The 13261-nt window shown below is 35.5% G+C and carries 13 protein-coding genes; 1 reads left to right on the top strand and 12 read right to left on the bottom strand.

Features of this window, described 5'->3' with window-relative positions; all coding sequences use genetic code 11:
- Positions 1-100: 100 nt before the first annotated feature.
- The 3 genes from Q0K80_RS08075 to rpsO all read right to left on the bottom strand — a co-directional run bounded on the left by Q0K80_RS08075 (position 101) and on the right by rpsO (position 3149).
- Positions 101-934 carry a tetratricopeptide repeat protein gene (locus Q0K80_RS08075; RefSeq protein WP_294605249.1) on the bottom strand — a complete coding sequence of 278 codons (834 nt, stop codon included), beginning with the start codon at positions 932-934 and terminating at the stop codon, positions 101-103.
- On the bottom strand, positions 935-2719 hold the full coding sequence (locus Q0K80_RS08080; protein ID WP_294605252.1) for a ribonuclease J: 1785 nt from the start codon (positions 2717-2719) through the stop codon (positions 935-937).
- A gap of 160 nt (positions 2720-2879) precedes the next feature.
- A complete protein-coding gene (gene rpsO, locus Q0K80_RS08085) occupies positions 2880-3149 on the bottom strand; it encodes a 30S ribosomal protein S15 (RefSeq protein WP_034979304.1) in 270 nt (89 codons plus the stop codon).
- Between the two features lie 200 nt (positions 3150-3349).
- Here rpsO and rpsT point away from each other — a divergent pair, with 200 nt between their 5' ends.
- A complete protein-coding gene (gene rpsT, locus Q0K80_RS08090; protein ID WP_046324775.1) occupies positions 3350-3601 on the top strand; it encodes a 30S ribosomal protein S20 in 252 nt (83 codons plus the stop codon).
- Between the two features lie 79 nt (positions 3602-3680).
- On the opposite strand, the gene holA is transcribed toward rpsT, so the two are convergent.
- The 9 genes from holA to typA form a co-directional block, all read right to left on the bottom strand.
- The gene (gene holA / locus Q0K80_RS08095) at positions 3681-4667 is read right to left on the bottom strand and encodes a DNA polymerase III subunit delta (protein WP_294605261.1); all 987 of its coding nucleotides are present in this window, start codon (positions 4665-4667) and stop codon (positions 3681-3683) included.
- Complete coding sequence (locus Q0K80_RS08100) at positions 4664-6712, bottom strand: DNA internalization-related competence protein ComEC/Rec2 (protein WP_294605264.1); 2049 nt, start codon at positions 6710-6712, stop codon at positions 4664-4666. The genes holA and Q0K80_RS08100 overlap by 4 nt, the downstream gene beginning before the upstream one ends.
- Positions 6713-6920: 208 nt before the next feature.
- Positions 6921-7634, bottom strand: a complete 714-nt coding sequence (locus Q0K80_RS08105) for a helix-hairpin-helix domain-containing protein (protein ID WP_294605267.1) — start codon at positions 7632-7634, stop codon at positions 6921-6923.
- A gap of 59 nt (positions 7635-7693) precedes the next feature.
- Positions 7694-8743 carry a SepM family pheromone-processing serine protease gene (locus Q0K80_RS08110; RefSeq protein WP_294605268.1) on the bottom strand — a complete coding sequence of 350 codons (1050 nt, stop codon included), beginning with the start codon at positions 8741-8743 and terminating at the stop codon, positions 7694-7696.
- On the bottom strand, positions 8740-9219 hold the full coding sequence (gene coaD, locus Q0K80_RS08115) for a pantetheine-phosphate adenylyltransferase (protein WP_294605271.1): 480 nt from the start codon (positions 9217-9219) through the stop codon (positions 8740-8742). Before coaD ends, Q0K80_RS08110 begins: the two co-directional genes overlap by 4 nt.
- A 7-nt stretch (positions 9220-9226) precedes the next feature.
- Positions 9227-9775, bottom strand: a complete 549-nt coding sequence (gene rsmD, locus Q0K80_RS08120) for a 16S rRNA (guanine(966)-N(2))-methyltransferase RsmD (protein WP_294605274.1) — start codon at positions 9773-9775, stop codon at positions 9227-9229.
- Complete coding sequence (locus tag Q0K80_RS08125; RefSeq protein ID WP_198202439.1) at positions 9772-10113, bottom strand: YlbG family protein; 342 nt, start codon at positions 10111-10113, stop codon at positions 9772-9774. The genes rsmD and Q0K80_RS08125 overlap by 4 nt, the downstream gene beginning before the upstream one ends.
- On the bottom strand, positions 10110-11288 hold the full coding sequence (locus Q0K80_RS08130) for an FtsW/RodA/SpoVE family cell cycle protein (protein ID WP_294605281.1): 1179 nt from the start codon (positions 11286-11288) through the stop codon (positions 10110-10112). The genes Q0K80_RS08125 and Q0K80_RS08130 overlap by 4 nt, the downstream gene beginning before the upstream one ends.
- 95 nt (positions 11289-11383) lie before the next feature.
- Complete coding sequence (gene typA, locus Q0K80_RS08135) at positions 11384-13225, bottom strand: translational GTPase TypA (RefSeq protein ID WP_294605284.1); 1842 nt, start codon at positions 13223-13225, stop codon at positions 11384-11386.
- Between the last annotated feature and the right edge of the window lie 36 nt (positions 13226-13261).

Raw genomic sequence — 13261 nt, forward strand, 5'->3', positions numbered from 1 at the left:
GCAAATGCCTAGTATTTTAATGCATAGAGCCATGCCTAATGAAAACGTCCTTTGCTATTATACTAAATACTTTGAAAAAGTAAAGACATTTTATCCAATTTTATTCGGATATATTATTATCGATTTTCTCAAACAGTTTTTGATTGCTTCGGCCATCATGATTTTCAATATAAGAAGCAATATCGCTGGCAAAACTGTCGGGATTATCAACATACTTATATAGTTTAGGATAAAGACTGCCTAAAATCAAATTTACTTCACCTAAAACTGCCGGAATTTGGCTTGGTTTATGATAATACCGAGAGCCGATGCCTGATACAACTTCTCGATATATCGCATCTTTTTCGAGTAAATTTATTTTTTGAGGAATAAATTGCTCTTCCTGCCCCAATACCAAAACCCTAAATGTTTCCTGAAGTCCCAGTCGAAACAAATCCTCAATTAAAACCAGACGAATTGCAAAGTTTAAACTGGGATCTAGCAACAAACTCTGAGCAAAATTTTTAAAATTTAGTAAATTTAACTTAAATAATTGTTCGTAATCAAATTTTGTCGGCTTGCTTTTTTGCTTGAAAGTAACCATTATTTGCTGCTGCTTCGTCTTACTAACAGGTTCAACTAAATCCGGTAACTCGTATGCGGTAATATTTTTTACCTCTAATGCTTCAATAGAAAAGTGATTCATTTTCAGAATTCTACTGTATTCGCGAAAAATTTTAGGATTAGTAAACAAGTCTTTTTCTTCTTTAATTAGCTCATAAGCTGAATAATTTTGTTTATCTTCGAGATAAAGCTCGCAAAGACTAAGTATGACTTCATTACTTGGTCCGCCTCTTAGTGCTTCTTCAAGATTTTGTATTGCTTGAGCAAAATCTCCTTTTGCTGCGGATTTTTGGGCTAAACTAAGCAGATTTTCTTGACTTAATGAGGTCATTTATTTATCTTTCTTGATAATTCTTTGACCGGTTTTATTGACATCAACAGGATGATGAGTTTCTTTCTTGGGCAACTCGCTCTTGCTGTTTCTCTTCTGCATAGCACGATGGCGGTTTTGGTTAACTTCCATTACTACTGGTAAAACTACTGGGCGTCTATTCGTTTTGCGGTAGAGAAACTTTTCCAAATCATTTCGAACATCCTGCTTAATTTCAGTCCAATCAAATTTTTTATGTTCAAAGTTATTAGTGATAGTTTTTTTAATCAGTTCAATGCTGTCACGCATCAGTTGCTGATTGGCCTTAATGTAAACAAAGCCTCTACTGGTAACTTGTGGTTGAGCAATAATCTTTTTCTTACGGCGATCAATTGTGACAACAGCAATAAAGATACCATCATCTGATAATACTTCTCGGTCTCGTAAAACAATATTACCAACATCCCCGATGCCAGAACCATCAATCATCGTATCCTCACCTGGTACTGGATCTGTTAAATACAGGCGCTTTTGATTGAAATCGTAGTTTAAGCAATCACCATTCTTGGTAATAAAAATATTATCTTTATCCAGTCCTGCTCTAATAGCTAAGTCTTTGTGTACTTCAAGCAGTCGATATTCACCAATAACGGGAATTAAAAATTGCGGCTTCAAAATATCAATAAGTAGTTGTAAGTCACGACCTGTTGCGTGTCCACTCGTATGCTTTGCCTTACCTAATTGAATAACGGTTCCACCAGCACGATAAACCAGATCACTGGTTTGTGCCACAACCGTTTCCACAGAATGAGAAGGTGTAGTCGCAATAAAAACTAGGTCTCCCTTATGAATTGTGATCATGCTGTGACGGTTCTTAGCCATTTTTTGCAATGAATTTAAGGGCTCACCCATTTGACCAGTTTCCAAAATAACGGTCTTTTCATCTGGAGTTTCTTTTAAATTCTTAACCCTCATTAGTAAACCTTTAGGGACATTTAAATAACCCAGATTCATTGCAGTACGAACTATTTTAGCTAAATCTCTACCTGTTAGTAAAACATGCCTACCCGTTTGATAGGCCGCGTTTAAAACTTCTTGAATTCTAATTAGATTGGAGGCTTTTGCAGCAACAATTACCCGACCATTTGCATTACGAAAAACATTTGTAACATAGTCTCCAATGTCCTGTTCAGCAACATTTGGTAAAGCTGCCTCTGCATTTGAAGAGTCACTTAATAAAGCCAATACCTTTTTTTGACCAATTTCAGCTAATCGATCTAGATCAGTCCGGTATTTGGGAGCAGCGGAAGGGTCAAACTTAAAGTCGCCTGTGTATACTATCTCTCCAGCTGGAGTATGCACATCAATGCCAAGAGAATCAGGTATGGAATGCGTAGTTGGGAAAAAAGAGATATTAGCGTTTTTAAATTCAATCTCTGTTTCCGCATCAATCACATGAAAGAGACTGTTTTTACACCGCTTATTCTCACGTCTTACTGTTATTTTGGCCAATTCAATTGTTAATTGGGAGCCAAAAACCGGAATATCATATTTTCTTAAAATATAAGGCAAAGCACCAATTGAATCTGCATGTCCATGTGTTAAAAAGATGCCGACTACCTGATCACCATATTGCTCGAAAAAATCAAGATCTGGAATAACCAGATCTATTCCAAACAACGTACTGTCGGGATATTTAAGGCCGGCATCAAGAACAAAAATTTCATCATTAACTTGAACAGCGAACATGTCTTTTCCTTGCTCACGAACACCGCTCAGAATCATAATTTTAACTTGATCAGTCATTATATTTCCTTTTCTTTAATTGCTATTCAGTTGTTATTTATGGATCAGATGATCACAACGTAAAAAGTATCTTTTTTTATTCTAGCATAAAATGGTATTATGACAAAAATAAAAAAGCCGATTCAATACTCGAACCAGCTTTTTTAGATTTCAATTAAAATTAACGACGTAAGCCTAACTTCTTAATTAATTCACGATAGCGATTAATGTCTTTGTTTTGTAAATAACGAAGCAAGTTACGACGGTGACCGATTTTCTTCAGCAGACCAACATAAGAATGGTGGTCATGTGAGTGGTTTCTCATATGCTCAGTCAGATTGTTAATATCTGTAGTCAAGATTGCCACTTGAACCTCAGTTGAACCTGTATCACCTTCGTGAGTCGCAAATTTTTGAATGATTTCATCTTTTTCAGCTTTTGAAATTGCCATATTATTTTCACCTTTCACTAAAATAATTGCCGTTAACAACGTTAACCGTCAGGTGTGAGCGAGCAAACAGCGTTAACGGTTCACAACAATAGTATAATACAGACAATTTTTTTAAAATGCAAGTATAATTTATCTTGCATCTGCAATTATCTTTCAGTATAATCTATAAAGTAGAATTACGATCAATGGAGGTGAATTTTATGCCACAAATCAAATCAGCTATTAAGCGTGTTAAGACTCAAGATGCTGCTAGAAAGCGCAATGCTGCTCAAATGAACAAGTTAAGAACTGCCGTTAAGAAGTTTAAGACTGCTCAAGCTGCTGGTGCTGATAACGCCTCCGAATTACATGTAGCTGCTGCTCGTGCTATTGACAAGGCAGCTTCAAAAGGACTTATTCACAAGAATAAAGCTAGCCGTGATAAGAGTCGTTTAGCTAAACTTGCAAAATAATAACTTTGATTAAATGATAATCAAAAAGACAGAAGTGAAAATCATTTCTGTCTTTTTATTTACCAGAATTTTTACACAATCAGACATTAAGAATAAAGAGCTTCAAAAAATTATCGGCTCGATATTGACCGTTTTTATACTTATAATCCAGCTTAATTGCTTGCTCTAATAACTGTGCTACTTTTTCTTTTGCTAACTTATTTTTAAGGGCCAACTTAACACGATAAGGATGAACACCTAGTTTTCTTACAATTTCAGCTTCACTTCTTCCTCTTGCTTTAAGTATTTTAACTATCAAAATCATTTCTAATTGATTTTCAAAAACGGCAAGTATTTGAACTGGATTATTCCCATTTTGAAGCTGGTTATTTAACCGAGCAACAGCTTCTTGGTAATTTTGAGCTAAAGCTGAATCTAAAATTGCAAAAATATTTTGTGCCATTGATAAATCAACATTCTTTTCAACTAATTCACTAGTAATATTTCTGTCAACAGCTACCATCTTCAGCTTATTATAATTACTTAAAACAATATCTAAAACTTGGTCACTGCGTTCAAGCAACAATGTGGCAGCAGTATTGGTAATATGATAGCCTTCAGTCGTTATAATTTCTCTAACTATTTTATTCAAATCATACGGTCGAACTTGAGTACCAACAACGTTAAAATTTTGCGTAATGCTCTTCGTTATTTTTTTGCGCCGATCTAATTTTTCATAAGAGGCGACAATAACTATGACATCATCAAGTTTTGCTGTATTTATAAAAATATTTTGCAGTTGAGTGACCTGCTTTTGATATTTTTTGGGAACCTTTGACGTTAAGAAAAATGGGTTTTTAATTGTTATTACTTTTTTCTGGCTAAAAAGACTTGATTCAGTGAGATCAGCAATTAATTCATCTAGACCCTCTGCTTCGCAATCAACGGACACTTTTTCATAATCTGCGAAAATCTCATCATGTATATACGAGCTAGTAAGATATTCATTTAAAAAACTATCATTTCCATTAATTAAAGTATGCAAAATTTTTTTATTTGAGTTTTTAAATAAAGAAAGTAATGTCATTTTTTAATCACCGGCAAAAATCTTTTAAATTTGGGTTTTTTTAAAACACCATAGTTCCAAGTTATCATACCACAGTCCTGAGTCGAAGCCCATGGAATATGTTGGCTTCGAAGAGTAGCAATAGTTTCTGGATGAGGGTGCCCAAAGCGATTCTTGCGGCCAGCAGAAATAAAGACTCTTTCTGGTTGCAAAGCTTGCAAAAATTCTTTATTGGAAGCGGTTCGACTTCCATGATGTCCTAACTTAAAATAATCAGCACGTAAATGATAACGGCTCAATATTTCCAGTTCCCCTTTTTGGCCCAGGTCTCCGGTAAAAAGCCAGCTTTTGTTTGCTAATCTAAATAGTAACGAAAGTGAATCCTCATTTTTACCAATACCTGGCTTAAAGGGGTATACAACTTTGAAAGAAATTTGTGGCTCATTTATTGTTTCACCGGCTAGCAGCTGTACAATCTGTTCTTTTTGAATTCGGCCTATTATTCTTTTGCGAAATGACGGATTTCTGATCAATCCCTCCGCCATATACAATTTCTTTACTCGTATTTGACTCAAAAGTGGCCTTAAGTCCCCTACGTGATCAGCATCCTGATGGCTAAGAAAAATTCCATCAATTTTATTTATTCCCTGTGCTTTTAAAAAAGGTACAGTGATTTTATTGATCTGTGGGGTTATTTTTTTACCGTTAAAATTTAATTTTCCACCAACGTCAATGAGATAAACACGCCTAAAAATGGGCGTAGAAATTAAGATACTATCTCCCTGTCCTACATCAATAAAAGTTACTTGACCTTTGAGGGGAAAATGAATCGTTAAGAAGATTAATCCATACATAATGAATGCAAGCTTAAAAAGATGTCTGATCAGTTTTTGATTTTTAGACTTTTCATTTATTAACACTAATAATATAGCAGTTAACAGTAATAAAAACAGACATTGCCACCAATTAATTTTTCCGAATGTTAAAAGACCAATTTTACTATTTGAAACTTTCGCAATCACTTTCTCTCCCTGTTCAAGTATCTTTTCAAGAAAGTAACTGCTTCGTGAACTAATGCTATAGATAATTAAATTAAAAAAAGTCAAAGGCATAACAACCCAGTTAAAATATGGCACAACCAACAAATTAAAAAAGACCGTTAGAAGATTAAACTGAAAAAAATGAAATAAAAGAAGTGGCAATAATAAAATGTTTAAAGCCCAGGACAGTCTAAACTTACTCAGGCTTTTAGTCATTTCAAGGCCCATGGCCAAAGTGTAACTTAAAAGAGCTCCAGTACTCATCATGAGCCGAGGATTGACAGCCAAGTGCAAAACAGCCGTTAATCCCAGCAGATCAGCTTTATTAATTTTTAGCTTATGCAACGAAAAAATTTGCCCCAAGATATAGGTTAAACTCGCTCTAATAAATCCAGCTTGACCATTACTCAAAAAAATACCGACTAATAAGATCAACAAGCAAAAAATGAAAGTTTCTTTTTCAGTTAATTTAAAGTAATAACACATTGTGCTTATTACCAGCGTGTAAATTCCAACATGCAAACCGGAAATGCTTAGGATGTGAATTACACCGAGGTCACGATAATTACTGAGTATGGCCTGAAACTTCTGGTCGGGGCTTTCTCCTAATATAAGTTCATTACTAAAAAAAGATAAAATTGGTGGTAATTTTTGTAAAAATTTCTTTAACTGAAAACGCCTGTAATGCAGGTAATTTAATAATCCTCCTTTCTTAATCTGGATTTTAAAGTTCGTTAATTTAACTTGCTGAGTAATCTTTTTACTGCGATAATATTTTTGCTGGTCAAATTCACCATAATTCGAAGCTGGTTCAATCGGATTAACATCGCCAGACAAATCATATAGTATGACTTTATAGCCATAACTTAATTGTTTTAGCTGACTTGAGCTCAATTTACCAGAAACTAAAATCTTACTTCCAGCTGTATGCCCTTCAGCCGTAAACCAATCTTCGGAAATCTTCATTTTGTCTGGAAAAAAGGTAATAGCTGTATTGGATTTAAGTGCAAAGTCAGTTTTACTCATATCAAAGTGAAACCCAAGAATAGTTGCCAAAAGAATAATAAGAATTTGCCATTTTAAAGAATTAAATTTACATAAAAGTAAAAAAACTAAATAAAGAGCTATTAAAAAGCAAGTAAATTTTTGCACAAAGGTATAACATTGATATTTCAAAAAACTTAAATTAACTAGTAATAAGGCCAGTAGTAGGAAAAAACCAGGTCGCAAAATATCAAATTTCCAATTGGTCTTTAAGTGCAGCAAAAGTCTTTTCTCCAATTCCTGATACCTGCATCAAATCTTCAATAGATTTAAATTCTCCGCTTTTTTGACGGTAAGCAATAATTTGCTGAGCCTTTTTTTCACCAATACCATTTAGTTGTTGCAGTTGACTTACGTTTGCAGTATTAATATTCACCTTGTTACCGGCATTAGTTTGGTCACTTGCTCCCGCAGATACAGAAGTAGAACCATTGGCAGAAACCGACTCAACAACTTGCTCTGCTTTGATTTTTTCACCTTTGTATGGAATGTGAATTTTGTCTTGATCTTTCAATATCAATGCTCGATTAACATTTTTCAGTTGAGCATTGTTCTTAATTCCCCCTGCGGCCGCAATTAAATCGTTTAAACGTGCTCCACTTTTTAAAGTATAGACGCCTTGGTGATTAATCGCGCCTGATATATCACAGGTCACATCTTTAGGCTTAGTCGCGGCTACCTTTTTGGTAACAGATTCAGTATTTGACAACTGTTTACTTGCGTCACTGCCGGACTGATTTTTATTTTGCACTGTGTTCTCATTTTTGTAATCAAATTCGTCAAAAGTGTCATTTGAGTTTGGCCTTTTAGACCAAACTGCTAGAACAATGACTAAAAGAACCATTCCAATCAAAAAATATTGTTTGTGTTCCTCAATAAGAGCTTTAATTTTTTCCCAGTTCATCTTTTCAACTCCCATTTATAAGTACGCAAAAAAAGCCCAAAAACTTGGGCTTTTAGTATTTAATGATAATTTCGTTGTAAATAATGTAGAGCATCATCAAAAGTACGAACAGGAACAATTTTCATTCTAGTTCCAATTTGCTTAGCTGTTTTTTTAGCTAATAAATAATTGCTGGTGACTTTTTTCATTCCTGCCGTATCAGTTGGGGCAAAAAATACTTCAGCACCAGCCTTGTCAGCAGCTACTACTTTTTTATCTACACCGCCAATCATGCCAACTTTGCCAGTAGGACTGATAGTTCCAGTCCCAGCTATTTTATGTCCTGGAGCTAAGTGTTTACCTGAAAAGACTTCGTAACTGGTCAAGGTAAACATTAAACCAGCTGAAGGACCGCCAATTGCGCCAGCATTAATCGTTACTTGAGGATTGGTTTCTACCTGTAAATGTTCGACCAATTGAATGCCAATACCTGGCTTCCCAGTTCCTGCAATTTTAACGATTTTGCCTTTAAAATCTATTCTTTTTTGTTCACGCAAAGCATTAATCACAACTTCAGAGCCAATCTTTTTTTTTTGAAAGTAATTGATCATTTCTTCAGTAGAGCGAAATTTATGACCATTCGCACCTAACACGGTATCTCCTATTTGCAACTTATTTCTAAAACTGGAACCCTTTTGCACCTGCATCACATATACGCCTTTATAATGCAGTTTAGGCTTAAGGCCTGCCTTTTTAGCCGCACAATAAAGTGCATTTTGCTGACTTGTTTGCATATACCAATTTTGTAGTTCCTGATACTGACTGTTACTTGAATTACCCAGTAATTCAGACTTGGGAATGCGACTGGCATATTTTTGCGTATAACTAAAAAGATATTCCCAGACAGATGCCGGCTGGCTAGTTTCACTAACTGTAACAAGATAGAAATTATTGGGAGCCTTAGCCTTACTTTTCACAAATTGTCCTACTGGTACTGCGCTTCCCGGCATTTCAATATAATAATTTGTCGGCCAGTTCAACCCAATAAAAAACAGAAAAATAGTTAGAATAAAAAGCAGCCATTTTCGTGTCTTACTATTTTTTTTAGCATGTTTTTTTACTTTGTTCATAAAAATTTTTCCTTTAAAGCCTTTGCAGCCTCGCTGGGCAAGAAACTATTAAAATCACCATTAAATTGGGCAATTTCTTTAATAATACTAGAGGCAACATAACTATTTTCCGGTTTAGTAAAAAGCAAGACTGTACTAATATCATTTGCCATTTTTCTATTCATTTCTGCAATCTGTTGTTCAAATAAAAAATCTGTCGTGTTTCTGACCCCGCGCACAATGGCATTTGCGTGTAAATCTCGTGCTACCTTAACTGTCAGCTGATCAGGCTTTAGCAGGACTTCAACATTTGGCAAGTTTTTAACAGCAGCCTGACATAATTTTTGCCTTTCTTTATCTTTAAAAAGATATTTTTTGGCCGTATTAACCATTACTACAACATAAACTTGATCAAAAATTGCAGCTGCCTGCTCAATAACATCAACATGTCCATTAGTAACAGGATCAAAACTGCCCGGAAAAATTGCTACACTCATTATTTTTTTATTCCTTTTGATAAAAACGGATAATAGTTTTACCCAGGTGCTTTTCTTTAATAAGCTCAAAACCCGCAACTGCTGCTAAATCAGTCCGATCATCTGTTTCAGCTACTATTATTGCTCCATGATGTAGCAAAGCTAAATCACGCATTTTTGCCATATCAGACGCAATTTTTTGCTTAGCATATGGTGGATCCAAAAAAACTAAGTCAAATTTCTGTTGATCTTCAGCCAATTTACTCAAGGCGGCTTTACTGGACATTTTATATACAGAGAAAAGGTTTGGCTCTTTGGTCAAGGCAACATTTTTGCGAATAATTGCTACGGCCTGGTAATTAATGTCTATTATCACAGCATGCTGACAACCCCGCGACACGGCTTCTATTGCTAAAGCACCACTTCCACCATATAGATCAAGAACTTCACCACCAGAAAAAGATTGACCTAATGAATTAAACAGTGACTCTTTAACTTTATCACTAGTCGGTCTTGTCTTTTGACTCTTTAAAGTAAATAAATTTCTTTTAGCATATTTTCCAAAAATAATTCTCATAATAGTTGTTCTGTATTTTCCTGACGTTCTTGTAACTTTCTTTCAGCATCTGCTGCTAAAGCCGTAATTTGTTTTTCAATATGATCACTTGAAAGATCAATTTGATCCCATTTTGATTTTTCAACCCTGTCGACAAAATCAAGTGCATTCAGATTCCGCATAACTTGCTCGATCTCATTTTGATTTACATATAAAATACAATAACCTAATTTTTTAGAAAAATATACTATATCACCATAATGCCTTAGCTTATATTGATTGCTGACTGAATTTAAATAAACAATAATGCTCAGTCTTTGGCTAATATTTTTATTGGTTAAGTCTTGCTTGATGCTCATTTAAAACTTCCTTCTTTTTCGATTCGTTCATTTGCTGATATATTCAGTACAATCCCAATAGCAGCCGATAAGATAATTAAAGAAGAGCCACCATAAGAGATAAAAGGTAACGTGACCCCGGTTATAGGCAATAGACCAAGCACGGCCCCTACATTAAACAGAGTTTGAATAAAGATAATTGTAGTAACTCCAAAACATACCAGAGCATTAAATTGAGAACTGGCATGGATACCAACTTCCATGATACTCCATATAAGATAAAACATGAGACTTAGTACGATTAATGCACCAATAACACCAATTTCTTCCGCAATTATGGCTAAAATGAAGTCTGTGTATGGTTCCGGAAGATATCCCCGTTTTTGCATGCTATTGCCTAATCCTACTCCGAGCAAACCACCATTATGAATAGCATAATACGAATTAACTAGCTGCGCACCACCCTTTTGCTCAAGTTCAAAAGGGTGCAGAAAAGACATAAAACGGTGATACTGATACTTATTTTGTAAGAAAGCAGGATTCAATTTGATAACCAGGAAGATAAACAAATATATTCCAACTGCAATACCAATTAAGCATAATACTGCATTTTTAGCAGGAACACCAGAAACAGAAAACATGATAATCACAATCATGGCTAAAATAGCAGTACCGCCAAAATCCGGTTCAAGTATAACCAAAAACATCATAAAAGCAGCTAAGATTGCTGGCCTATACAAATTATGAATAATTTGGCCTTTTTTAAAAGCTCCATCATGACGGTCTAAAAAATATGCTAAATAAATTATCAGCGAGAGTTTGGCAATTTCTAATGGTTGAATCTTTATTATCTTTAAATCAATCCAGCCAACAGAACCATTTACAGCTGCGGCAGATCCCTTAAAAATTTTCAAGAGAATTAGGTAAATGAGCAGCAAAAAACTAAGACCTAAAAACCAGATAACAAATTTGCGACTCTTAAAAATTTCTAGTTTTAAGAAAAAGCACAGAGCACAGCAGACAAAAACGGCAAAGACGGCATACAGAGCCTGGCGAATACCATATATTGCCGGGTTAAAGCCATTAACTAATAATATGTCCGAACTAGCCGAATAAACCATTACTATTCCAAAAACGACTAAGAGAATATAAGGTATGAAAATATTGTAATTTAAATGGTGAAGTTTTTGCCGCACTAGCCGACCTCTCCTTCTGTAACTTAATCTATTATAAGCATTATAAAACAAAAAGAGCACCACTTCATCAGTGAGTGCCCTTCTAAAACATTTATTTATTTTTTATTACGTTTCTTATCAGCTTTTTGTCTTTCTGAAGTATTGAGAATTTTCTTTCTTAATCTAATTGAATCAGGAGTTACTTCACAGTACTCATCGTCATTTAAAAATTCAATAGCCTCTTCTAGAGTTAAGGTCTTAGGAGTTCTGATTGCAGCGGCATGGTCTTTACCGGCAGCACGAGTGTTTGTTAAGTTCTTACCTTTAATAACGTTGACCGCAATATCACGATCACGAGAAGATTGGCCAACAATCATCCCTTCATAAACTTCTACTCCAGCACCAATAAATAATTCACCACGTTGTTCAACAGTTTGTAGAGAATATGTAGTTGATTTGCCCTGGCTAATTGACACCAAAGCACCATTTTGCCGGCCCGGTTCCCAATTTTTGACAATTGGCTTATATGAATCAAAACTGTGGTTCATAATGCCGTAGCCACCGGTTTGGGACATAAATTCATTATTGTAACCAATTAAGCCACGAGAAGGAACCAAAAAGTCTAAACGGGTTTGATTATTGCCAGTTGAAGTCATATTCTTCATCTCACCTTTTCTTTGTGAAAGAGAATCAATGACAGAGCCAACATATTCATCAGGAGTATCAACCTGGACAGCTTCAAATGGTTCACACATTTTGCCGTCAATTTCACGATAAATTACCTTTGGTCTTGATAATTGTAATTCAAAACCTTCCCGTCGCATTTCTTCAACTAAAATTGAAAGGTGCAATTCACCACGACCAGATACAGTCCAGGCATTCAATTGGTCTGTCGGCTCAACTCTTAACGACACATCGGTACGTGTTTGCTTTATTAGTCGATCCTCTAACTTCTTAGGCGTAACTTTATCACCTTCACGACCAGAAAATGGTGAGTCATTGGCAACAAAATCCATTTGCAAAGTTGGCGGATCTATTTTAAGAAGTGGCAATGCTTCCGGATTTTCGGCAGAAGCAATAGTCTCACCAACAAAAATATCGTTAATACCGCTAATGGCAATGATATCCCCTGCTTTAGCTTCAGTAATTTCATTACGCTTCAAACCGAAGAAACCAAATAATTTGGTAACCCTAAAGTTTTGGGTAGAACCGTCACGCTTCATCACAGTGATATTATCGCCAACTTCAACTTTACCGCGATAAATACGGCCAACGCCAATTCGACCAACATAATCATCCCAGTCAAGCATTGTAATTTGGAACTGCAGAGGCTCATCAGCATTGTCAATAGGCGCAGGAATAGCCTTAATAATAGTGTCAAAAATAGGATTCATCGTTTCTTCCTGCTTAGCAGGATCTGGATCATAGGATGAGGTACCATTCAAGGCAGATGCATATACTACTGGAAAATCAAGTTGTTCATCGTTAGCGCCAAGTTCAATAAATAATTCCAAAACTTCGTCAAGAACTTCTTTGGGACGAGCACCTGGACGATCAATTTTATTGATAACCACAATGGGCTTAACTCCAGCCTCTAATGCCTTTTTTAGTACGAAACGAGTTTGCGGCATAGTTCCTTCATAAGCATCAACCAGCAATAAAGCACCATCGACCATATGCATGATTCGTTCAACTTCACCACCAAAATCGGCATGCCCTGGAGTATCCAAAATATTGATGGTAGTGTCACCATACTTAACCGCTGTATTTTTAGATAAAATAGTAATACCACGTTCACGCTCAATATCGTTGGAGTCCATTGCCCGATCTTCCAGAGCCATATGTTCAGGGAGAGTGTCGGATTGCTTCAATAATTGATTAACCAAGGTAGTTTTACCATGGTCAACGTGCGCTATGATAGCTATATTTCTAATATCGTTTCTTCTTTTTTCTGACAAAAGTATTCCTCCTCCACTCCTCAATAAAAAAACTGT

Source organism: uncultured Lactobacillus sp., from assembly GCF_945290125.1.
In the GTDB taxonomy this organism is placed as follows: Bacteria; Bacillota; Bacilli; order Lactobacillales; family Lactobacillaceae; genus Lactobacillus; species Lactobacillus rizhaonensis.

Coding starts and splice junctions, on each gene's coding strand:
- Q0K80_RS08075 (WP_294605249.1), bottom strand. CDS start 934: ATGACCTCATTAAGTCAAGAAAATCTGCTTAGTTTAGCCCAAAAATCC.
- Q0K80_RS08080 (WP_294605252.1), bottom strand. CDS start 2,719: ATGACTGATCAAGTTAAAATTATGATTCTGAGCGGTGTTCGTGAGCAA.
- rpsO (WP_034979304.1), bottom strand. CDS start 3,149: ATGGCAATTTCAAAAGCTGAAAAAGATGAAATCATTCAAAAATTTGCG.
- rpsT (WP_046324775.1), top strand. CDS start 3,350: ATGCCACAAATCAAATCAGCTATTAAGCGTGTTAAGACTCAAGATGCT.
- holA (WP_294605261.1), bottom strand. CDS start 4,667: ATGACATTACTTTCTTTATTTAAAAACTCAAATAAAAAAATTTTGCAT.
- Q0K80_RS08100 (WP_294605264.1), bottom strand. CDS start 6,712: ATGAGTAAAACTGACTTTGCACTTAAATCCAATACAGCTATTACCTTT.
- Q0K80_RS08105 (WP_294605267.1), bottom strand. CDS start 7,634: ATGAACTGGGAAAAAATTAAAGCTCTTATTGAGGAACACAAACAATAT.
- Q0K80_RS08110 (WP_294605268.1), bottom strand. CDS start 8,743: ATGAACAAAGTAAAAAAACATGCTAAAAAAAATAGTAAGACACGAAAA.
- coaD (WP_294605271.1), bottom strand. CDS start 9,219: ATGAGTGTAGCAATTTTTCCGGGCAGTTTTGATCCTGTTACTAATGGA.
- rsmD (WP_294605274.1), bottom strand. CDS start 9,775: ATGAGAATTATTTTTGGAAAATATGCTAAAAGAAATTTATTTACTTTA.
- Q0K80_RS08125 (WP_198202439.1), bottom strand. CDS start 10,113: ATGAGCATCAAGCAAGACTTAACCAATAAAAATATTAGCCAAAGACTG.